This is a genomic window from Vibrio anguillarum (assembly GCF_001989995.2).
Classification (GTDB): Bacteria; Pseudomonadota; Gammaproteobacteria; order Enterobacterales; family Vibrionaceae; genus Vibrio; species Vibrio anguillarum.
Genome location: NZ_JAHGUP010000008.1, coordinates 1 through 21,733 on the forward strand (window position 1 = coordinate 1; position 21,733 = coordinate 21,733).

Sequence of the window (21,733 nt, forward strand, 5' to 3'; positions counted from 1 at the left end):
GTTTATGACGCGCTTACGCTCCTTTGCAATAGAGCGTTTTTTGCTAAAATCCCACGAACCACTGTCACCTGTGATGTAATAATTGTCTATGGATAGTTCAAACTGCCCCGACGGTTGTATTCGTTCACTTGCTAGGAGTAAGGATATTAATACTTCTTCTACTTTCGTAGGTTGGGATAATGATTCATAAGAAAGGTTAGAAAGCTTCGCGGCGCTTACAATGTTCCTCTTTTTCGCTACTTTGTAAAAATAGTCACTACTATTAGACCTCAGTGAACCATCACTATTTAAATGTTGCTCTAGAAATTCTTTCTGCTCTTCCTGAGTTATGGGGTCTTCACGGTTTTGTATGTATGAGCGAGTGTAACTACAATTTAATAGCATACGTTCTATCAGTAAACCGTCATTTGATGATGATATTGCATCCCATATTGGCTTAATATACTTTTGTGTTAAGTCAAATGATACTTTATATGAGCTATTAACTCCTCGTTCAATTAATTCTCGTACGTCTTTACTTAATTTAGGCAGTGATGATTTAGCTTCAATTATTTCTGGGAATGATAGTAAATAATCCCTCTGTTCGCTCATTACTTTTAGCATGACAACAGAAAAATCTCTGAGTGATTTAATTAATATTACATCATCATATTCTATTGACTCAATGAGGTCAGACAGTGCAGGTCTTGGCTTACTAGGGTTGCGTGAAATTTTGGGTATTCTAGTTTGTGTAGCTTTAACTCTTGCTATATGCTCTGGATCATTATTTTTTTGTTCTATGTACCACTTAAGTGCTACGTTAATTGTAGAAATACAAGAACTTATATTTTGTCCCTTTTTTTTTCTGTAGCTGATATAGTCTGGATGAATGCCTGTCACATCAGACATACGCTGCTCACCATAGTGCTTATCAAGAAAAAGAAATAAATTACTGAAATGATCATATTTATTTTTACGTGTATTTGGTGATTGGCTTAAAAAGTCTTCAGATTTACAATAGGAAATTAACGCTAAACATAAAGGATCGTTAATAAGCTTCGGAGGAATTGTCAGATTTTCAACTCTTGTTACTTTATCTTCTATGCGGCTATGCGAACTAAGAATAGAGATCCGTGCCGTCGTTGGATCGCTATTTAATGGGGCTATTTCAGCAGGAGCATAGTCAGACAACCAATTTTTGTTTTTATCTTTCATTACTTATCCTGTGTTGATATATCGAGCTCTGATTTGTTAGTCTCTCTACCTACCAGAATGGCTTCGACGGTTATATAGACCGATAAAGTTGATTTGTTAACATGCCCAAGGCGAATCAAAAGAAGTTCATTCGGGTCGGTTCCTGCCTCATAGGCTTCACTTACAAGATCAGTTGCATAGCTATGTCTTCCAGAATGGAAGCTCAACTCCCTGAGCGATTTCTTAGCAATTATGAACTTTCGGTCAGAATTTGAGCAGAAATCGTAATATTTGGATAGTAATGTTGGCATTGCTTTTTTTAGTGTGTCTTTGAACCATTTTGTCGCAGGAGTGCTGTCGCTAGAAAAAGGGAGTCCATCCGAACGGCATAAGAGCTCTCCCTCAGGCAGCTTTCGACGAGGACCATTTAGAAAGCGCTCAATTAATGCTACGTCGTTTTTCTTGATAACGATTGGTCGCTCTTTATTTCCTTTTTCAGAGATAATATCGATCTCTATTGAAGATTCACCACGAGCACGCATCTCAGCAATATTAGTACGCAACTCACCAGTGCTAAAATTTCCTGCTAGCGTGACTTCATGCGCTCTTAAACCACTGTTTCTCCCTAGGCGTATTCCAATGAGATTCCGAATTCGAGTGAATTTACTTTTTCCAGTTATATTTGCCTCAATGACCTCGAAAAGTAGCCGATCTATATATTGTGACTTGATCCTTCTTGGGGTGAGAGTGTTTGAAATTATACTTTTACGGGATCGGTATTTAAGATATGGGAAAGAGTATGCTGTGTGTGAATCTAGGATCGGTAACGTGTCACGAGCGAATAGATAAAATGGACGTATTGACGAAATTGCCCTTAGAATAGTTGGTTCGCTATTCTCTCGTTCAGTTCTTAGGTAACCTAAATAGCCTGCTTGGTCATTACCAGTTAACAGCTTCCAATCTAAAGGAAATTGCCGTGGATCATTGGGGAATTCAAGGGTATTAAAAAAGAGAACTAAGTCACTCGCGCGATCTTTTTGTGTGCTTAACTTCACACCATTTGCTGATCCTAGAAGAAGATATAGGGAGGCAGGAACGTGGAAGTGTTCTTCAGTTCCAAATGGTATGTCATCACGAACTACAAAATAGGTATCGATAATACCAATTGCACTTCGAATCCCCGTGACTTTGATCTTTTTCCACATAATCTCTGCATTCATTTATACGATGTAGTGTTATGTTGACTTAAGCAGGTGGTTAAGAATTGGTCAATAAAAGATCGTTAAATATGCAGGTTCAGATAAACGCTCCAGCCAATTACTACATCAGGGTCGAACTCAGTGAACCAATCGATGAGAGCGTTGAGCAATGCGTATTCATCTTTCACCCATTGAATTGGGGTATCGCAAGGTTCGGGCTCACCAATCATGATGACGCGGCTGTCCATTGGGCTATCAAAACCAATCGAGTAGAGAATGCCTTTTTCAGAACACTCTAAATCCAGCGAAACCACTTTCAGATGAGGAAGATAGTTGCCCGGTCGACATTTCGCCTGTTCTATTTTTGAGTGGGAAAACGTCTGGGTAAGCCGTCCAGTGAATTCAATGCTGCCTTTAAGAAAACGCTCCATAAGAAAGCGGTCGGCAAGCTTAATATCATCTTCTAACGTCAGAATATGATGTTGCTTTAGTAGTGCCGAAAACTCAGCATGCGTTTGAATCGTTTGACAATAACAACCCGCTAGGAGGTTATGTTCAAAATCTTCCAAATCCAATGTTTTTAATTCGATAGAGAGCTGCCGCTCTAACGCTAATTTTTGCGCTTGTGGTACATCTTTCTGTGGTATGAAGAAAACGGGTTTTTCACCACGGATAACCAGTTGGGTTGGACCTTGAGGCGTACTCAACCACAACTCAATATGAGTCGAGCCATGAAGGTCTCTTGCATGGCGAGTAAGTAAAAAACCGTGTTGAATAACCAAGCGTAATAAATCCAAATAGTCGTAACCTTGGGGGAGGGCATCATATCAGAGCTACGAGGTAAATAACGAATTTCAGTGAGGTGAGTAAGCGGGCGATGGAGATGAAATAACCGTTAATTGGTATGGTGTATGCATTTTAACTTTATGATTTGTTTTGCTTTTGTATTTTTATGAGGCTGGTTGCATTTTTATGTTTAGGTTCAAATTTGTCAAAAAATCATGTAAAAGTCGTGCGACATCTCTGCTAATATAATTAAGCTTTTGATTTGTTGATGGATTCTCATTGGATGATTAGCCGAACAAATAAGTACTTGCCAAATTTGGGGTTTGAGCACATATTCAGTGTGAGTAAAAACCAATGTTAAGTTAATTACCCGATTGTGAGTTAATTTCCAATTGTGAGCTAATTAATGTGGGCCGCGATGCTGCTATCCACGATTCAGTGGGTGCAGAGCCAATAGATGAGTGTGGAGATACAAGTTTGATAAGTGTTTTCCTTGTAGATGATCACGAGCTGGTTCGCACAGGGATACGACGTATTATTGAAGACGTCCGTGGAATGAACGTAGTAGGGGAAGCTGACAGCGGTGAAGAAGCAGTAAAATGGTGTCGCAGTAATCATGTCGACGTTGTTTTAATGGATATGAACATGCCTGGTATCGGCGGTTTGGAAGCGACAAAAAAAATTCTGCGCTTTAATCCAGATGTGAAAATCATCGTGTTAACGGTTCATACGGAAAATCCATTTCCGACCAAAGTGATGCAAGCTGGAGCCGCGGGTTATTTAACCAAAGGTGCAGGCCCAGATGAAATGGTCAACGCGATTCGCATTGTGAATAGCGGGCAGCGTTATATCTCGCCTGAAATCGCACAGCAAATGGCATTAAGCCAATTCTCGCCAGCTTCTGACAATCCATTTGCTGATCTCTCGGAAAGAGAGCTGCAGATTATGATGATGATTACCAAAGGGCAAAAAGTGACGGATATTTCCGAGCAACTTAGTCTTAGCCCCAAAACAGTAAATAGCTATCGATATCGACTGTTTAGTAAGTTAGCGATCAGCGGTGATGTTGAACTGACCCATTTAGCTATTCGACACGGAATGTTAGACACCGAGACGCTTTAGTGACTTCTTTGTTCGACTCGGTCGCTTTTCTTAAAACCGTTACCCATCAGCCCGGCGTTTATCGAATGTATAACGCCGAGGCTGATATCATCTATGTTGGCAAAGCCAAAGACCTCAAAAAACGCCTTTCTAGTTACTTTCGAAAAACAATCGACAGTGAGAAAACGCGCGCGTTAGTCAGCCATATCGATAAAATTGATGTCACCGTTACTCACACTGAAACGGAAGCGTTGATCCTTGAGCACAATTACATCAAGCAATATTTGCCTAAATACAATGTGCTGCTGCGAGACGATAAATCTTACCCGTATATTTTTATTAGTGGGCATAAGCACCCTCGTTTGTCGTTGCACCGTGGCGCGAAAAAGCGCAAAGGTGAGTATTTTGGTCCATACCCTGATTCTGGTGCGGTTCGAGAGTCGTTACACCTCATCCAAAAAATATTTCCGGTAAGACAATGTGAAGATACCGTCTATAGCAACCGGACTCGTCCTTGCCTGATGTATCAAATTGGCCGCTGCGCTGCACCTTGTGTGAGTCATATCATTGCGGATGAAGAGTATGCTGAATTGGTTAATTATGTTCGATTGTTTTTGCAAGGCAAAGATAACCAAGTACTTGAAACATTAGTGCAAAAAATGGAACAAGCCAGCCAAGCACTGCAGTTTGAAAATGCCGCTAAATTTAGAGACCAGATCCAAGCCATTCGAAGAGTCCAAGAACAACAGTTTGTTTCTGAAGAGACGATGGATGACATGGATGTATTGGGATTTGCCCAAGAAAATGGCATCGCTTGCATCCATATTTTGATGATCCGCCAAGGTAAAATATTGGGTAGTCGTAGCCATTTTCCTAAAATTCCGGCTAACACGACTCAAGAAGAGGTGTTTGATGGCTTTTTAGGACAGTATTATTTAAGTCACAATGAGGCGCGTACGATCCCAAGTCGAGTGATCTTAAATGCGGGTCTGCTAGAGGATGAAAAGCCGCTGCAAGAAGCCTTACAGACCCTGGTCGGGCGTAAAGTTTCTTTCCACATCAGCCCAACAGGTGTGCGTGCTCAATATTTAAAATTGGCTAATACCAATGCATTGAGCGCAATAACGGCTAAAATTAACCATAGAATGACGATCAACCAGCGTTTTAAAGCACTTCAAGCTGTTTTAGGGTTGGATAGCATAGAGCGTATGGAGTGTTTTGATATTTCGCACACCATGGGAGAGAGTACGATCGCCTCATGCGTGGTATTTAACCAAGAAGGGCCTGTTAAACCAGAATACCGCCGTTATAACATCACGGGAATTACTGGTGGGGATGATTACGCTGCAATGGGACAAGTGTTAGATAAGCGGTATTCCAAGCAGCTTGACGTGGAAAAAATCCCCGATGTCATTTTCATTGATGGTGGTAAAGGGCAATTGAATCGAGCTTTGCAGATCATCTCCAGCCATTGGCAAGATTGGCCGAAAAGACCAGTGATGATTGGTATCGCCAAAGGTGTTACCCGCAAACCGGGGCTAGAAACGTTGATTACAACCGATGGCGATGAATTTAACCTGCCAAGTGATGCGCCAGCTTTGCATTTGATTCAGCATATTCGCGATGAAAGTCATAATCACGCCATTGCTGGGCATAGAGCCAAACGAGGTAAAACACGGCGTACCAGTACATTGGAAGGCATAGAAGGGGTTGGGCCTAAACGCCGGCAAGCACTGCTGAAATATATGGGAGGGCTGCAAGAGCTAAAAAGAGCCACTGTTGAAGAAATCGCCAAAGTGCCCGGTATTAGCCATTCTTTAGCTGAAAACATTTATCAAGCATTGAAACAATAAGAAAAATAACGCAACATAACCGCGCAATCGATAAGAGCCTATAAATATGCGTTTGAATATTCCTAATATTTTGTCTTTATTACGACTTTTCCTTATCCCAGTATTTGTCGTTGTTTTCTATCTGCCTTACGGCTGGGGCCCTTTTGCTGCGGCAATGGTGTTTTGGGTAGCGGGTTTTACCGATTGGTTAGATGGCATGCTTGCGCGAAAACTTGGGCAAACCTCTCGCTTTGGTGCTTTTATCGACCCAGTAGCGGATAAAGTGCTCGTTGCGACGGCTCTTATCTTGATCACCGACCATTACCACAGTCTCTGGATAACGATTCCAGCCGTGACAATGATTGCCCGTGAAATCATCATTTCTGCGTTGCGAGAATGGATGGCGGAAATTGGTAAACGAGCCAGTGTGGCCGTTTCATGGGTTGGGAAGGTTAAGACGCTCACCCAAATGTTTGCATTGTGGGTACTGATTTGGCGTCATGATGATTGGATGGTGTGGGTCGGCTATGCAGCGTTATACATCGCAACCATTTTGACCTATTGGTCAATGGTTCAATACTTGGCGGCAGCTAAAGACGACCTCCTCAATGCAGAACATCATTAAGAAACGGGCTTAGGCCCGTTTTTTGTTCCTCCAATTTCTACAATCCCTTTCACAACATGCATTATTGCTTCAGTTAAAGCACAGTTATCTCGTGTAAAAGGTGGTGAATTTTGCTATCAAATTAACCAAATCTGTCCTTTTTGAATGCAAAATAGCCAAACGGTTTAAAAACTAAAAAAATAATATTGACTCATCGAATCGAATGCGTAGAATGCATCCCGTACTTGAGAGGAACGGAAGAAACAACCCAACCCCTTGATGTTACAGGGGCGCGTTGGCAGAGGGGCTATGCAGCGGATTGCAAATCCGTGGACCTCGGTTCGACTCCGGGACGCGCCTCCATTGCGACACTAGCTCAGTTGGTAGAGCGCAACCTTGCCAAGGTTGAGGTCACGAGTTCGAACCTCGTGTGTCGCTCCAAATTTTGAGGTGTTGAACTTAACGTTCAGTATCTAAAGATGGTGTTACTAAATTTTGTAAACAGCATCGCAATGCAGAATTGCGTGCCCTGGTGGTGAAATTGGTAGACACAAGGGATTTAAAATCCCTCGACTTTCGAGTCGTGCCGGTTCAAGTCCGGCCCGGGGCACCATCTTTTCACTGCTTATGCAGTATGCGACACTAGCTCAGTTGGTAGAGCGCAACCTTGCCAAGGTTGAGGTCACGAGTTCGAACCTCGTGTGTCGCTCCAAATTAAAGCCCTAGCAGAAATGCTGGGGCTTTTTCATCTCTGTCTCACAGCCAGTTTACAACCAACGATATCGTTTTAGAGCCACCTTGCCAAGGTTGAGGTCACGCTTTTAGTTCAAAAGAAAGCGAACCTCGTGTGTCGCTCCAAATTAAAGCCCTGGCAGAAATGCTGGGGCTTTTTCATCTCTGTCTCACAGCCAGTTCACAACCAACGATGTCGTTTTAGAGCCACCTTGCCAAGGTTGAGGTCACGCTTTTAGTCCAAAAGAAAGCGAACCTCGCGTGTCGCTCCAAATTAAAGCCCTAGCAGAAATTGGGTAAATCCCCCCTACGTTCACTATATTCGTTGACGGTTTCGGACGTGAAATTGAAATATTTTAAGCAAAGCCATCACCATCAAAACAGCAATGCTTCAATTTATGGTCAAATCTCGCATCGTTTTCACTCTCTATTCTCAATTCTAGAATGTTAATAATTTGATAAAGCAACCATTATCTTGAGTTGTTATTATTTTGTGAAGCGAAATTTCGGTCTACTTCACATAATTTTCGTGCCAACATTTAATTTATGGTGTGAATTATTTGCAAAAGCGTGATTTATATAAACTTATCAATAATGCATTCATGGGAACGGTTCCTAATGTGACATTGATCTATTTTTACATTGATTTGGTGAATGTAAACTCCATCCCCGTCAGCAACGTTAAGGGAATACATAAGCAGTGGTTGCTGAGTAATAAAGAGATTGAGTTATTCATGATTACCAAAGTAGCGTGCTACTTCCCCCGGTGAATCTGAACTTAACTAATTAATTTTATTACCTATATCTCAGGATGAGATTCAAGGTGTCAAGCACCAACATAATGATAATGATGACCATAAGGTCGATGGAGTATAAAAAATGAATTTTGCTACCTCTGGTAAACTTTCTCTTGCCGCAATTCTAATTTCAGCCGCACTACAAGCAAACGCAGGTATCAGTGTTGAAGGTGAACAAGGTGTTTTCTCAATCGGCGGTGATGTCGAGTTCGATATTAACCTTCGTGATAAAAATGCCACTGATAAGCAAGAGCTAAATCAAGACGGTCGTCTTTTGGTTCAAATCGCTGGTGAGCGCAGTGTGAGTGGTGACCGTTATATCAAAGCACAAGCACAACCTTTACTTAAAACAACGGGTGATGTTGAGCTTGATGATGCGTGGATTGCATTTGGTCAAGCAAATAACTGGGAATTGAGAGTAGGTCGTTATGAAGCATTTGATCTATTCCCTGTTGGTCAAGATACTATGCTTGAATACGCAACAGCAGAACCGTATCGAGCGAATGCGGCTCGTGGTCGTGGCGATAACGGCCAAGTCGGTTTTAGTAAGACAGCGGATAATCTTTACTTTGAACTCTCTACCAAATTTGAGAAGAATGCGACTACAGCGGATAAAAATGCTGTGTTCGTACGCCCAGTTGTTGCGTACCAAATCGTTGACTCAGTTCGTGTTGCTGCTGGTTTAGAAGCCAATCTGACTGCAGATGATAAAGATGCTGCGAATGATTTCCTTGGTTATGGCGCGACAGTTAACTATTCTGCTAACGATCTTTCTATCAACGTGAACTATGCGTTCCGTGATTTCGACAAAACTAAACAAGAAGATACGACCATCGGTGCTAACTTACTGTTTAAAGGCTTTGGTCTAGGTCATGTCTATGGTGATGTTGATAAAGGTACTAGCGAGAAGGTAAATACCACTTATGCTTCTTACCAATTTGCTAATGTGATGGATGTGGAAGATTTCTCTGTTTATCTAGGTACTTACTACTCGAAAGTAGACGACACAGAAAACAAAGATCTAGGCATGCGTATCCGTCTAAAATACTTCTTCTAAGTTTTAAAACTTAAGCATTAAATCTCAACTGCTTTTGATGCCTACCGTTCGGTAGGCATTTTTTGTATAAGCAGATGCGATGATTTACAGCTGTTTAAGCATCCACATATCGCAGCCGTTGTGCTCAGTGCCGTCCATTGGTCGATCCAAATGTATAAATCCGAGCTTTTCATATAACTGAATGGCGGATGTCATACTAGATAACGTATCCAAATAGCAAGATTGATAACCTGCATTTTGAGCAAACGATAGGCATGCTTCACTGAGCATTTTTCCTAGCCCGAAACCGCGACTTTCTGGTAATAAGAAGAGTTTTTTTAGCTCACAGATCCGTTGGCTATGATGAAAGGCTGCAATACCTGCTCCACCGACAATGATGCCGTCACGTTTGGCTACCAGATAAAGGCTGCTTCTCTCTTGCGTATAATGTTGACTCATGTTTTCTACTTCAGCATCAGATGGGCCAAAACCCTCACCGATGGCCCCAAATTCAGCGCCTACAGATTGGATAATTTTACAAATGTCCGGATCATCTTGTGGTTCGATTGGTGTTATCGTGATGTTCATCGTTTCTTCTCAAAAATAGTCATGTTTTTATTATTGTTTGGGGAGAGGGAGGTAATATCAAGAGAGCGGCAAAAATAATGCCGTTTTTTTGTTCAAGAGCAAGCGTCAGTATCATTTCAATTTGGCTTTAGAGGTGGCTTTCGATACTATGTGCAGCTATCTGAAAAATACAAAAACATCCTATACGGACACTACCTACAGGTAGATGAGGAAACGATGCAACATCTAGAAGAGATTATTGCTAATGCGACCGCAGCGATTAATGCTGCCGATTCGCTAGTCGCACTTGATGAAGTGCGTGTTCAGTACTTGGGTAAAAAAGGTGAGTTAACCACTCAGCTACAGAGCCTAGGTAAATTGCCACCCGAAGAACGTCGCGCTGCAGGTCAAGAGATCAACGTTGCGAAAGAGACAGTGCAACACGCCATTGCTACGCGTAAAGATGCTTTGCAGCGAGCAGAGTTAGAAGCCAAACTAGCGGCTGAAACGATTGACGTTACTTTGCCTGGACGCCGCATTGAAAATGGTGGCTTACACCCAGTGACTCGCACAGTTGAACGCATTGAGCAGTTCTTTGGTGAGCTTGGTTTTCATGTTGAATCTGGACCTGAAATTGAAGACGCCTTCCACAACTTTGATGCGTTGAATATCGCTGCCGATCACCCAGCACGTACTGATCACGATACCTTCTTCTTTAATCCAGATTTAATGTTGCGTACACACACGTCAGGTGTGCAAATTCGCACTATGGAAAATGGTCAACCGCCGTTTCGTTTTATTGCGCCGGGCCGCGTATATCGTAATGACTACGACCAAACACACACACCAATGTTCCACCAGGTTGAAGGCATGTTGGTTGATGAGCACGTCAATTTTGCTCAGCTTAAAGGTATTTTGAACGATTTCTTATGTAACTTCTTTGAAGAAGAAGTTGAAGTGCGTTTCCGTCCTTCTTATTTCCCATTTACAGAACCTTCTGCGGAAGTGGATGTGAAGGGTAAAAATGGTAAATGGCTTGAAGTTCTAGGCTGTGGCATGGTTCACCCGAACGTTTTGCGCAGTGTTGGTATTGACCCTGAAAAATATTCTGGCTTTGCATTTGGTATGGGTGTTGAGCGTTTAACGATGCTTCGTTATGGCGTCAACGACCTACGCGCGTTCTTTGAGAACGATCTGCGCTTCCTCAAACAATTCAAGTAATTCAAGGGTAAACACAATGAAATTCAGCGAATCATGGCTTCGTGAGTGGGTTAACCCTGCGGTTACGACTGACGAACTTACACATCAAATTACAATGGCAGGCTTGGAAGTCGATGACGTTCTTGCTGTCGCCGGTGAATTTACTGGCGTCAAAGTGGGTCACGTTGTGGAATGTGGTCAACATCCGGATGCCGACAAACTGCGTGTAACGAAAGTTGACGTGGGTGAGGAAGAACTGCTTGATATCGTTTGTGGTGCAGCAAACTGCCGACAAGGCTTAAAAGTGGCGGTAGCGACTGTTGGTGCGGTACTGCCCGGCGATTTCAAGATTAAAAAAGCAAAATTACGTGGTCAACCTTCTCACGGCATGCTTTGTTCATTCAGTGAGCTAGGGATTGATGTTGAATCCGCTGGCATTATGGAGCTTGCAGAAGATGCCATCGTTGGTACTGATTTCCGCGAATTCCTAAGCTTAGATGATGTGACTATTGATGTCGATTTGACCGCGAACCGCGCAGATTGCTTTAGTATTCGTGGCCTTGCTCGTGAAGTAGGTGTATTGAACCGCATTGATCTCACTGAGCCATCGGTCATCGCTATTCCTACTTCAATTGAAGATAAAGTCTCTATTGAAGTGAAAGCACCGGCCGCTTGTCCGCGTTATCTTGGTCGCGTGGTTAAAAACATTAATGTTCAAGCCCAAACACCGCTTTGGATGCAAGAGAAGTTACGCCGTTGCGGTCTACGTTCAATTGATCCAGTGGTTGATATCACTAACTATATCTTGCTTGAACAAGGCCAACCGATGCATGCCTTTGATCTTGCCAAGATCGAAGGCGGTATTGTTGTTCGTATGGCCGAGCAGGATGAAAAACTTACGCTACTCGATGGTACAGAAGCTAAGTTGAATGTCGATACGCTAGTTGTTGCCGATCACAATAAAGCATTAGCCATTGCGGGCATTTTTGGTGGTGAAGGTTCAGGCGTTAGCTCAGAAACACAAGATGTACTGCTTGAGTGTGCTTTCTTTGCACCAGACCATATCCGCGGTCGTGCTCGTAGCTATGGCCTACATACTGATTCATCCATGCGTTTTGAGCGCGGTGTTGACTACGCGTTGCAAGCCAGTGCGATGGAACGAGCGACGCAGTTGCTGGTTGATATTTGTGGCGGTGAAGTTGCACCTGTGGTTAGTGTTGAGTCTGAAACGGATTTACCTAAACCAAATCAAGTCACACTTCGTCGTACTAAACTGGACAGTTTGCTTGGTCATCACATTGCGGATGCTGATGTGGTTGAAATCCTAAAACGTTTAGGTATGAGTGTTGAGAGTTGCGCAGAAAGTTGGGTTGCTACCGCGCCAACGTGGCGTTTTGATATCGCGATTGAGCAAGATTTGATTGAGGAAATTGGCCGTATTTACGGTTACAACAATATCCCTAATCAAGCTCCCGTTGCAGCATTGAGCATGAATGACCACCAAGAAGCAAACTTGCCACTTAAGCGTGTTCGTCATTTGTTAGTTGACCGTGGTTACCATGAAGCGATCACCTACAGCTTCGTTGAGCCAGAGCAGCAGAAACTGATTGTTCCAGATGTTGAACCACTCATTCTACCTAATCCTATTTCTGCTGATATGTCGGCGATGCGTTTGGGCTTGATCCAAGGTCTATTAAATACCGTGGTTCATAACCAGAAACGCCAGCAGCCACGCGTTCGTTTGTTTGAATATGGTTTGCGTTTTATTCCTGATGCTTCGGCAGAGAACGGTATGCGCCAAGAGCCTATGCTCGCGGGGGTAATATCCGGTACTCGTGGTGAAGAGCACTGGAACATGGACACCGCAACGGTTGATTTCTTCGATCTAAAAGGTGACTTGGAAGCCATTCTTGATTTAACCGCCAACGGCAAAGCTTACAGCTTTACTTCTATTGCACACCCAGCGCTGCACCCTGGGCAATCGGCCGCTATCGTTGTCGATGGTGAGATTATTGGGGTGATAGGCACTGTTCATCCAGAGCTTGAGCGTAAGTTTGGCTTGAATGGCCGCACCATCGTATTTGAACTTGAATGGTCAGCTGTGAACACCCGTGTAATTCCAGAAGCTGCATCACTGTCTAAGTTCCCAGCGAACCGCCGTGATATAGCACTGGTTGTTGATGGCGCCATTGCTTCAGGTGATATTGTCGATGCATGTCGTAACGCTGGTGGTGAGCTTCTAAAAGAGGCGAAGCTGTTTGACGTTTATGTAGGCAAAGGGGTTGAAGAGGGCAAGAAGAGTTTAGCGATTGCGTTGATGCTTCAATCGACTGAACGTACTTTAGAAGAAGCCGATATTGCAAGCGCTGTTGAATCGATTGTGACTTCAGTAGCGGCACAGTTTGGTGCAGCCCTGCGCGACTAATTCAGAAAGTAGCCTAAGTATATTTGAGCAGGTTCAAGTTGGGCCTGCTTTTTTATATGCAATTTAGTGACAAGTTAGTGTTAAACAAGTCTATGATTTAACAGGTTATAAATTTTTTTATCAGAAATCGATATCCATTCAAAATAGTATGAAATTCTGAAAATATTGGCTGTTATGATATAACTAACTAAATTGTCAGTGTTTTTTCTCAATCTTCGACGTCTAATTGTATAAATGCAGCCAGTATATGCGCTTATTTTGATGAAACTATTAATATTGTTGCGAATAAAAAAGTTGGCGAAAATCAGAAGCTTGGCATACACTTTTCAGGTAAAGCCGATATCTTATTGATTGGCTAAGCGAAAATGCTTTGGCGCTGCTTAGAAGCAGCAAGGTTTAACATAGCTTTGAGGGAAGTTTTATGGCGCTCACAAAGGCCGAATTGGCTGAAAACCTGTTTGAAAAGCTTGGATACAGTAAACGGGATGCCAAGGAAACGGTTGAAGTGTTTTTCGAAGAGATTCGCAAGGCGCTTGAAAGTGGCGAACAGGTAAAACTATCTGGTTTTGGTAATTTTGATCTACGAGACAAAAACGAGCGTCCGGGTCGAAACCCAAAAACAGGTGAGGATATTCCTATCTCCGCTCGACGTGTCGTAACGTTCCGCCCAGGGCAGAAATTAAAAGCCCGAGTCGAGAACATTAATGTCGAAAAATAGACCGAGCAATAGACCACGCTATGCGTGGTCTTTTTTTTCTGTTTATGGTGAGTTAAGGGTTCTGAACGTATTAGGCTGCTTGAATATGAGTAGTGATATACGGCTGCCAGGCGTTTTGGTAGAGCTCGATAGATTGGCGACGAAACTGGTTAATTTGTGCCTTTTCAATATCATGTAACGCTCGCTTCTCTAATGCGGCGACACGTTCAAACTTCTGGATCTGTTCATAGAAACGATGCTCGGGGCCATTTTTCACATCAGCAATGGCTTTAAGGTGCAATTGTACTTCTGCAATGATGTTGGTTTTAGGAAGTTGAACCAGTAAGTTTAAATCACGATAGCCTGATGCGGCAGGCGATTTAAAGCGGTTCTTTACTTTTACGATGCTGGCTTCTCGGCTTAATACTTCATAAGCCTCGACTAAGCTTGGCACATCATTTGCCACAAGAGTTGTTCTGGCTAAATCTGTGATCCTATCAGCTCGCCCACCTAATTCATGTTCTATTTTACTTAATGCTCGGTCACGTGATTTCACGCCAGAAAAGTGAGCCTCTGTTGATGTCAGTAAAGCAGTACTTCTGCACAATGTTTCAAGTTCACGTTGAGCTTGGTGAGCTTTACTGTAGAGAATTTCAAAATCGTTGTAGGGTTGCAAAGGCTGGTTGTTGGTGGACTGGATGCCATATAAACCGCTTAAACTATGCTTGAACAGTTTAGATGAGAGTTGATTTTTCGATTCACCAACTTTGACATCACTTTCTGAATTGAACGGAACGGCTGCAAAGGCAGGGGCTCTGCTTAGTACTAAAAGCATCAGTGCCGTAGTACGTAAAAATAGGCTCATTCATTCTCCTTAACTTAGTCTAGGTAAAAGGTGAAACCAAAATAGACCTAAACACGTGATAACCAGAGTCGCTTGCTATGAGATCTTGGGATGAAGAAAGTGAACTCAATAGCTCGTGGAACAATTAATCCATAATTTTGCGCTTTATCACAGGTCTTATCTTCAGACGCCTCGCCAGGCTATCTGTTCAATTTGATGTGTTACCAAGTGTATCTAATGAGGATGAACCAAATATGAACATCTTTATCTGTCTTTGTGCTGTTTGTTTAACCCGTTGGGGATTCACTTATTAGTCAGTAGCATGTACTTTGTCTGGCTGTAGATTTTAATCGTAGAGCACGAAGATAATGAAAGATTCCGAGTTTTGGCACAAGAAATGGGCCTCCAACCAAATAGGATTTCACTTAGAAGATGTGAACCCATTGTTGATCGAATATTGGCCTCAACTCTCACCTCAACGAAATGAAAGTGTATTTGTACCATTGTGCGGAAAAAGTGAAGATTTGATATGGCTCGCTTCCCAGCATGAACAGGTTCAGGGTGTAGAGCTGAGTGAAATTGCCGTTCGTTCCTTTTTTGCCGAGCATTTTTATACGCCAACGGTCACTCGCTTAAATGGAGCGCATGAACTGTATCAGTTTGATGAACTGATGATTTATACCGGAGATGTCTTTAGTGCGCCGCTAAAAGCGGTTGAGCTTATCTACGACCGAGCGGCGTTAGTTGCACTGCCCCCTGAAATGCGAGAGGAGTACGTTACTCGCTTGCTTTCACTGTTAAAAGAGGGCGGAAGGATATTGCTTGTGACGCTGGATTACGTTCAAAGTGAAATGACGGGCCCTCCATTCTGTGTCGCCAAAAATGAAGTTGAGTCGTTATTCACTGACTGCAAAGTGACGTGTCTGTTTCGTGACGATGCTGATGAAAATCACCCTAAGATCAGTCAACGAGGATTAAGCCGTTTTGCTGAAGTCGTGTGGTTAATTGAGAAGTAACAGACTATGCTTAGATCGTTTATTTATACATCTTATATAACAATAAATAGGTAGGTTTTAGGCGTTTGATGAGAGCAAGCCATTACGTCTATATCAGCCGCTCTAATACTAAGGAAAAACTATGGGTTTGTTTAGTCGGAAGCCAAACAGCAATCAACAGTCTAAAAAGAGCAGTGATGAACTGGTGGTTGATTCAATAAAACGCACGATGGCTTATATTGAGTTTGATCCACAAGGACATATTCTGACTGCCAGCTCCTCATTCTTACAAGTGTTGGGTTATTCATTATCGGAAGTGGTGGGCCAGCATCATCGAATGTTCTGTGAAAGTGAATTTGTTAATGCGCCTCAATATAGTCAACTTTGGCAAAATTTAGCGCAAGGTAAACCTCATGCGGGTACGTTTTGCCGTTTAACTAAAAGCCATAATAAAGTCTGGATTGAAGCTACGTACATCCCAGTAAAAGATGAGCAAGGAAAAGTGGTTAAGGTGGTGAAGATTGCCAGTGATGTCACTGCTGCAAAAGAGAAATTGGATAGACAAGTGGCCGTATTTGAAGCTGTCGATAAGTCAATGGCTGTGATTTCTTTCACTCCCGATGGGACGGTTGTGGAGGCGAATCCAAACTTTTTGTCCTGTGTTGGATACAAATTGGCAGAAATCGTTGGTAAGCATCATCGACTTTTTTGTGATGATGAATTTTATAAAAAGGATCCTAATTTTTGGGCGTCGCTCGCTAGCGGCCATTTTAAAACGGGATTATTTAAACGTTTTACAAAACATGGTGATGAAATTTGGTTAGAAGCGACTTATAACCCCATCTTTAACGAAAAGCATAAAGTGATTGGTGTGACTAAGTTTGCAACTGATGTCACGCAACGAGTACTGCAAGCTCGGGCGATTAAAGATGCAGCAGAAGTGGCGCATCACACCTCACAAGAAACGGTACATATTGCTCAACTTGGGACGGGAACGCTAGCCGAAGCCGCCTCCATTGCTAAAGAGATTGATAACGCGATCACTAAGGCGAATACATCGATGACGCAACTGGCCAACCAGTCGCAGCAAATCACCAAAATTGTAACCACCATTACAGGCATAGCAGAACAGACTAATTTGCTGGCGCTCAATGCCGCTATCGAGGCTGCGCGTGCCGGGGAGTATGGCCGGGGTTTTGCGGTGGTTGCTGATGAGGTGCGCTCATTGGCCTCCAATACCACCAAAGCGACCGATGAAATTGGTAATATTGTTAAGCTCAATAGCGAACTGACCAACAGCTCGACATCGATGATGGGGGCAATTCAAGGCCAAGTCACGGCATGTAACAGCAAACTGGAAGAGACGCAAAAGCTGATTGATGAAATGAGAAAAGCCGCGGACAGTGTGGTTGGCACGGTCAGTGAACTGATTAAAGAGTAAGGCTCTGCAGCGAGTATTGTTGGTGAAGAAAATGAAAGCGAGCCTAGTGGCTCGCTTTGCGTTTTTACAGAATCACTTGCACGCTTTTGGCACATTGAATTGCGTTGTGCAAAGCCTGTTTGAGTTCTTTATCTTTCGCCAGAGCAACCCCAAGTCGACGGCGTCCATCAATGTCTGGTTTACCAAACAGACGAAGTTGAGTGTGTGGGATAGACAGTGCTTCATTTATTCCATCAAATCTAAGGTTAGTGGAGGTGCCTTGACCTAAAATAACCGCAGATGCCGATGGCCCATATTGGGTAATACTGTTGATTGGCATACCCGTGAACGCGCGCACGTGTAACGCAAATTCAGACAGCTCTTGCGAAATGAGGGTGACCATTCCCGTATCATGTGGGCGAGGGGACACTTCATTGAAGATAACATTATCGCCTTTTACAAACAGTTCAACACCAAATAAGCCGTAACCACCGAGTGCATTAACCACTTGTTCTGCTACATATTCAGCGGCTTTAATTGCGTTAGCCGACATCACTTGTGGTTGCCATGATTCGCGATAATCCCCTTCCTCTTGTCGATGGCCAATGGGAGCGCAGAAATGGACACCATCCACTGCTCGAATCGTCAAGAGAGTAATTTCGTAGTCGAAATCGATAAAGCCTTCGACGATCACTCTCCCAGCTCCACTGCGGCCACCTTCTTGAGCGTATGCCCAAGCGCGGCTAATATCCTCTTGCGTCTTAATCACACTTTGGCCTTTACCTGATGAACTCATCACAGGCTTAACTACGCAAGGCATACCGACATGCTCAATCGCCAGTACAAAATCATTATAGTCATCAGCAAACTGATAAGGAGAGGTAGGTAAGGCAAGAGTTTCTGCGGCTAAACGGCGAATGCCTTCACGATTCATCGTCAATTGAGTGGCCGTTGCAGTGGGGACCACGTTTAAGCCTTGCGCTTCCAGTTCAACCAGCTTGTGAGTGGCAATTGCTTCAATTTCTGGCACCACGTAGTCTGGTTTTTCGAGTTCGATAATGGCTTGTAGCGCATCTCCATCGAGCATATCCAATACGTGGCTACGATGCGCCACCTGCATTGCTGGAGCGTTGGCGTAGCGATCACAGGCAATCACTTCTAAACCAAGGCGTTGGCATTCAATTGCCACCTCTTTGCCCAATTCTCCGGAACCAAGCAGTAAAACGCGGGTGGCATTTTCACGTGTAGCAGTACCAAACATAGTGAATCCTTACATTCAAGCAATAGGTAATAGCGAAAACAGCCAAAATCATACTAAAATTAAGAATAAAAGCAAACGTTTGCCTTTGTGATGAGAGATGAGTAATTTCCTGTTCGTACTGTCGATAAAGTGGTTTGTGTAATACGCAGTAAACGAACTCATATCTGTACAAAATTAAGGCTGAAATAGCAATTAATGTGCAGTAAACAGCATTCGAGAAACTGCGTTAAGAATATGAAGTAATTTCAGTCTAAAGTTTATGTGGGATTGACTAAGAAAAAGACACCTATGGCTATGAAAACTTTCTTACGTTTGCGTTTTATTACTCTACACACGAAAACTGCTCTGTTGTTTTCTGTCGGGTTGGTTGGGATCATTCTTAGCAGCTTATTTATTACTCGCCACTTTTTTTTATATAGTTTGAATGAGCTTGAATCAATTGAGATTCATCGAGATAGCAATCAAGCTCAGTCGGTCATTCAAGATCTTTTAGTACAGCAAGAAAAGCGTTCTTATGATTGGGCTTATTGGGATGAAACTTATCTGTTGCTGTTGAATGGCGACACTCAATTTGCTGAGCGCAACTTGTATCCTGATTCCCTCGATACTTTAGGTTTAGACGTTTTGGCTTTCATCACCGAATCCTCGCAATTGGTTGAATACTTATGTCGGGATATTGAACCTGGCACAAACTGTTCGTTAGTGGAACAGTTGATACGCTCACAAGGTGTGAGCGACCATTTAATTCAGATGCATCACACACTTGATGAGGATAAAACTAGCCGCTCTGGCCTCATCCGTGTGGAAAATAGTGTGTGGGTGGTGAGCCTAACTCCGGTGCGTAACAGTGAAGGTACGGCTGATGTTGTGGGGTGGATGCTATGGGGACAGCACTTAACCCGCCGTTTCCCTTCTCAGTATCAGAACCTACTAACCGCTAAAAATGACATTGTAGTTACCGATGCTCCTGTGATTTTACCTGTTAGTCATAATCAAGAAGGTATTGAAAGAGATCAAAATAATATCACGCATTACACCTTACTCAGTGATATGACAGGGCAACCTATTGGCTATCTAAAAACCTGTGCTCAGCGGCTTTACTATCAAAAAGGGAACGAAACTTTTTATTATTTGATTTTGACGATCATCATTGCGGCCGGCTTTGTCGCCGTGGCTACTTTTGCTCTGTTTCGCAGTAAGGTAGCCAAACGGTTTGAGAATTTTGAGCGTGGGATCAATCAGCTGATTGAAGAGAGTGCATTCTCTTCACAATCGAGTGATAAACAAGATGAGTTTGAACGAATTACCGAACTTGTCCGTTCGCTTGCTGCCTCATCCTCCTTGGCGGAAGATAGGCTTAAAGAGACGTTACAGAAATTTGATGCACTCTATCAAAGCCAAAATCTCGGAATGTTGCTGGTGGTTGATCGCTTCATTGTCGATGTGAACCAAGCCTTGTTGGATATGCTTTCTTATTCTAGAGATGAGTTGGTTGGAAAGGTTTTAGATGAGTTTTGTATTATACAAAATGATGTGGTGTGCAGCAGTGAATTACTCTACCAAAATATAGAACAAGGGATGCGTGAATTTGAGGGACATGTTGTTACAAAGGGTCAGCAGCGTTTAGAGTGTCTTATCGAAGCTACATTGATAGAACAACGTGGGCATCGCTCTATCATGCTATCGATTACTGATATCAGCGAGCAAAAGCAGCAAGAGCAGCTTATTTACGACCTTACCCATTGTGACCCAGTGTCAGGTTTACTTAATCGTCCAACGATGATGAGCCAAGTCCAGCCTTTGATTGACAATCCGATCGAATGTGGTGGGTTTTCCATGCTCTACCTACGGGTTAAAAGACTAAAAGAAATTTCAGAAGTATATGGACACAGTGCTTACGATATGGCCGTTAAACATTTTTCGGCTACGCTCAGAAACCGTTTCAACACGTCCATAATGGGACGAATTAGTGAATATGAATTTATGGTGTGTGAGTTGGGTAACGGGGCAACCTCTTTTTTGATTCATAGAGGCACTAAGCTTATCGATAGTTACAAGAGGAAGACTGACATTGGCGGCTTGGAACTCGATTTGAGTGTGGAAGGTGCTGTGATTGATTCACAATTGGCTATCGATTCTTTTGAAACTTTGGTTCAAAGTGGTTTTTATGCCATTCAACAAACAGAGAAAGCTGGAGCCAGTCTGGTTGTCTCTGTGACACAAGAATTGTTTGTTCATGCCCAGAAGTCGTTAGCGATCAATCGAGATCTTATCTCAGCCGTGAAAGATGGTCATATTATTGCTTACTATCAGCCGATTGTTCGTGCAGACAGTGCCGAAATCATTGGCTTTGAAGCTCTGGCTCGCTGGAAGCACCCTCAACTTGGTATGGTTTCGCCAACCGTATTTATCCCTTTGGCTGAGCAACGTAAAGTGATCATTGAATTGGGAGAGCAGATACTAGGCCAAGCCTGCCAATTTATTAGCGAACTGCAAACGCAGTCGCAATTTTCGTTGGGTAAACGGCTAAGTATTCACGTCAATCTTTCTAGCCCGCATTTCTACAGTAAAAAATTGGTCGGGTACTTATCAGTATTGATTGAAAAATATCAAATTGAACCGGGACAATTAGTGCTCGAATTGACGGAAAGTATGTTGTTGGGGGCTGAAGAAGAGACGATCAAACGCATGGATGCGATAAAAAAACTCGGTATACAGTTGGCGCTTGATGATTTTGGTACGGGCTATTCCTCGTTTAGTACATTGTGTGATTTTCCATTAGATATAGTGAAGTTAGACCAGTCTTATATTTCCACATTGGAATCCAATGACAAAGCCAAAACCTTGGTGCGCAGTATTATCAATATGTCGCAAGAGCTAGGCTTAACTACCGTGGCTGAAGGGGTTGAAACTGCTTCGCAACTGCGCAAACTCAAAGTCTGGAATATTGATGAGATCCAAGGCTTCTATTTTTACAAGCCGATGAGTAAACAAGAGGTGTTCGATAATTTGTTGGGCGGAAAGGATATGCGGTAAAACCTGCACCATCAAAAGGAAAAAATCC

15 protein-coding genes, 4 tRNA genes and 1 pseudogene are annotated in these 21,733 nt (G+C 43.0%); 14 read left to right on the top strand and 6 right to left on the bottom strand.

The window, feature by feature from the left end; translation table 11 throughout:
* The 3 genes and pseudogenes from PL85_RS01125 to PL85_RS01135 form a co-directional block, all read right to left on the bottom strand.
* A partial coding sequence (locus tag PL85_RS01125; protein WP_214649806.1) for a hypothetical protein occupies window positions 1–1,194 on the bottom strand: 1,194 nt, incomplete at its 3' end.
* Window positions 1,194–2,378, bottom strand: coding sequence for a site-specific integrase (locus PL85_RS01130; protein WP_115339878.1), 1,185 nt, complete (start codon window positions 2,376–2,378; stop codon window positions 1,194–1,196). The genes PL85_RS01125 and PL85_RS01130, both read right to left, overlap by 1 nt.
* 98 nt (window positions 2,379–2,476) lie before the next feature.
* Window positions 2,477–3,154: pseudogene (locus PL85_RS01135) on the bottom strand (DNA polymerase II); the annotation flags it as partial.
* A gap of 481 nt (window positions 3,155–3,635) precedes the next feature.
* Between PL85_RS01135 and uvrY the strand changes: the two are divergent.
* From uvrY to PL85_RS01175, 8 genes are all read left to right on the top strand, one after another.
* Window positions 3,636–4,280, top strand: a complete 645-nt coding sequence (uvrY, locus tag PL85_RS01140; protein WP_026028128.1) for a UvrY/SirA/GacA family response regulator transcription factor — start codon at window positions 3,636–3,638, stop codon at window positions 4,278–4,280.
* Complete coding sequence (uvrC, locus tag PL85_RS01145) at window positions 4,280–6,112, top strand: excinuclease ABC subunit UvrC (protein WP_047688276.1); 1,833 nt, start codon at window positions 4,280–4,282, stop codon at window positions 6,110–6,112. Before uvrY ends, uvrC begins: the two co-directional genes overlap by 1 nt.
* A 46-nt stretch (window positions 6,113–6,158) precedes the next feature.
* Complete coding sequence (gene pgsA / locus PL85_RS01150; RefSeq protein WP_013856615.1) at window positions 6,159–6,716, top strand: CDP-diacylglycerol--glycerol-3-phosphate 3-phosphatidyltransferase; 558 nt, start codon at window positions 6,159–6,161, stop codon at window positions 6,714–6,716.
* Window positions 6,717–6,984: 268 nt separating this feature from the next.
* Window positions 6,985–7,058 (top strand) — tRNA-Cys (locus PL85_RS01155).
* A gap of 2 nt (window positions 7,059–7,060) precedes the next feature.
* Window positions 7,061–7,136, top strand: a tRNA-Gly gene (locus PL85_RS01160).
* Between the two features lie 85 nt (window positions 7,137–7,221).
* A tRNA-Leu gene (locus PL85_RS01165) sits at window positions 7,222–7,308 on the top strand.
* 23 nt (window positions 7,309–7,331) lie between these two features.
* Window positions 7,332–7,407: transfer RNA gene (locus PL85_RS01170), tRNA-Gly, on the top strand.
* A gap of 899 nt (window positions 7,408–8,306) precedes the next feature.
* The gene (locus PL85_RS01175; RefSeq protein ID WP_088728926.1) at window positions 8,307–9,281 is read left to right on the top strand and encodes a carbohydrate porin; all 975 of its coding nucleotides are present in this window, start codon (window positions 8,307–8,309) and stop codon (window positions 9,279–9,281) included.
* Between the two features lie 84 nt (window positions 9,282–9,365).
* Here the strand turns inward: PL85_RS01175 and PL85_RS01180 are convergent, their stop codons facing one another.
* Entirely contained in the window at window positions 9,366–9,848 is a 483-nt protein-coding gene (locus PL85_RS01180; protein WP_115339877.1) for a GNAT family N-acetyltransferase, read from the bottom strand.
* A gap of 216 nt (window positions 9,849–10,064) precedes the next feature.
* On the opposite strand from PL85_RS01180, the gene pheS reads away from it, so the two are divergent.
* The 3 genes from pheS to ihfA all read left to right on the top strand — a co-directional run bounded on the left by pheS (window position 10,065) and on the right by ihfA (window position 14,170).
* A complete protein-coding gene (gene pheS, locus PL85_RS01185) occupies window positions 10,065–11,048 on the top strand; it encodes a phenylalanine--tRNA ligase subunit alpha (RefSeq protein ID WP_017044058.1) in 984 nt (327 codons plus the stop codon).
* Window positions 11,049–11,064: 16 nt separating this feature from the next.
* Window positions 11,065–13,452, top strand: coding sequence for a phenylalanine--tRNA ligase subunit beta (gene pheT, locus PL85_RS01190; RefSeq protein ID WP_115339876.1), 2,388 nt, complete (start codon window positions 11,065–11,067; stop codon window positions 13,450–13,452).
* Window positions 13,453–13,873: 421 nt separating this feature from the next.
* Window positions 13,874–14,170, top strand: a complete 297-nt coding sequence (gene ihfA / locus PL85_RS01195) for an integration host factor subunit alpha (RefSeq protein WP_010319630.1) — start codon at window positions 13,874–13,876, stop codon at window positions 14,168–14,170.
* A gap of 70 nt (window positions 14,171–14,240) precedes the next feature.
* Here the strand turns inward: ihfA and PL85_RS01200 are convergent, their stop codons facing one another.
* Window positions 14,241–15,014, bottom strand: a complete 774-nt coding sequence (locus PL85_RS01200; RefSeq protein WP_115339875.1) for a nucleotidyltransferase family protein — start codon at window positions 15,012–15,014, stop codon at window positions 14,241–14,243.
* A 347-nt stretch (window positions 15,015–15,361) separates the two neighbouring features.
* Here PL85_RS01200 and PL85_RS01205 point away from each other — a divergent pair, with 347 nt between their 5' ends.
* Both PL85_RS01205 and PL85_RS19010 read left to right on the top strand, forming a co-directional pair.
* On the top strand, window positions 15,362–16,009 hold the full coding sequence (locus PL85_RS01205; protein ID WP_019282583.1) for a thiopurine S-methyltransferase: 648 nt from the start codon (window positions 15,362–15,364) through the stop codon (window positions 16,007–16,009).
* A 121-nt stretch (window positions 16,010–16,130) separates the two neighbouring features.
* Complete coding sequence (locus PL85_RS19010; RefSeq protein WP_019282582.1) at window positions 16,131–17,429, top strand: methyl-accepting chemotaxis protein; 1,299 nt, start codon at window positions 16,131–16,133, stop codon at window positions 17,427–17,429.
* A gap of 64 nt (window positions 17,430–17,493) precedes the next feature.
* Here the strand turns inward: PL85_RS19010 and purT are convergent, their stop codons facing one another.
* Window positions 17,494–18,669 (bottom strand): formate-dependent phosphoribosylglycinamide formyltransferase, encoded by a 1,176-nt coding sequence (gene purT / locus PL85_RS01215; protein ID WP_017047011.1) that lies wholly within the window; start codon window positions 18,667–18,669, stop codon window positions 17,494–17,496.
* Between the two features lie 288 nt (window positions 18,670–18,957).
* On the opposite strand from purT, the gene PL85_RS01220 reads away from it, so the two are divergent.
* Complete coding sequence (locus PL85_RS01220; RefSeq protein WP_231494656.1) at window positions 18,958–21,705, top strand: bifunctional diguanylate cyclase/phosphodiesterase; 2,748 nt, start codon at window positions 18,958–18,960, stop codon at window positions 21,703–21,705.
* Window positions 21,706–21,733 lie beyond the last annotated feature (28 nt).

What these genes read in the sequence shown, in the direction of transcription:
- PL85_RS01180 (WP_115339877.1), bottom strand. Translation starts at nt 9,848, where the DNA reads ATGAACATCACGATAACACCAATCGAACCACAAGATGATCCGGACATT.
- purT (WP_017047011.1), bottom strand. Translation starts at nt 18,669, where the DNA reads ATGTTTGGTACTGCTACACGTGAAAATGCCACCCGCGTTTTACTGCTT.
- PL85_RS19010 (WP_019282582.1), top strand. Translation starts at nt 16,131, where the DNA reads ATGGGTTTGTTTAGTCGGAAGCCAAACAGCAATCAACAGTCTAAAAAG.
- ihfA (WP_010319630.1), top strand. Translation starts at nt 13,874, where the DNA reads ATGGCGCTCACAAAGGCCGAATTGGCTGAAAACCTGTTTGAAAAGCTT.
- PL85_RS01220 (WP_231494656.1), top strand. Translation starts at nt 18,958, where the DNA reads ATGGCTATGAAAACTTTCTTACGTTTGCGTTTTATTACTCTACACACG.
- PL85_RS01205 (WP_019282583.1), top strand. Translation starts at nt 15,362, where the DNA reads ATGAAAGATTCCGAGTTTTGGCACAAGAAATGGGCCTCCAACCAAATA.
- pheS (WP_017044058.1), top strand. Translation starts at nt 10,065, where the DNA reads ATGCAACATCTAGAAGAGATTATTGCTAATGCGACCGCAGCGATTAAT.
- pgsA (WP_013856615.1), top strand. Translation starts at nt 6,159, where the DNA reads ATGCGTTTGAATATTCCTAATATTTTGTCTTTATTACGACTTTTCCTT.
- pheT (WP_115339876.1), top strand. Translation starts at nt 11,065, where the DNA reads ATGAAATTCAGCGAATCATGGCTTCGTGAGTGGGTTAACCCTGCGGTT.
- PL85_RS01130 (WP_115339878.1), bottom strand. Translation starts at nt 2,378, where the DNA reads ATGTGGAAAAAGATCAAAGTCACGGGGATTCGAAGTGCAATTGGTATT.
- PL85_RS01200 (WP_115339875.1), bottom strand. Translation starts at nt 15,014, where the DNA reads ATGAGCCTATTTTTACGTACTACGGCACTGATGCTTTTAGTACTAAGC.
- PL85_RS01175 (WP_088728926.1), top strand. Translation starts at nt 8,307, where the DNA reads ATGAATTTTGCTACCTCTGGTAAACTTTCTCTTGCCGCAATTCTAATT.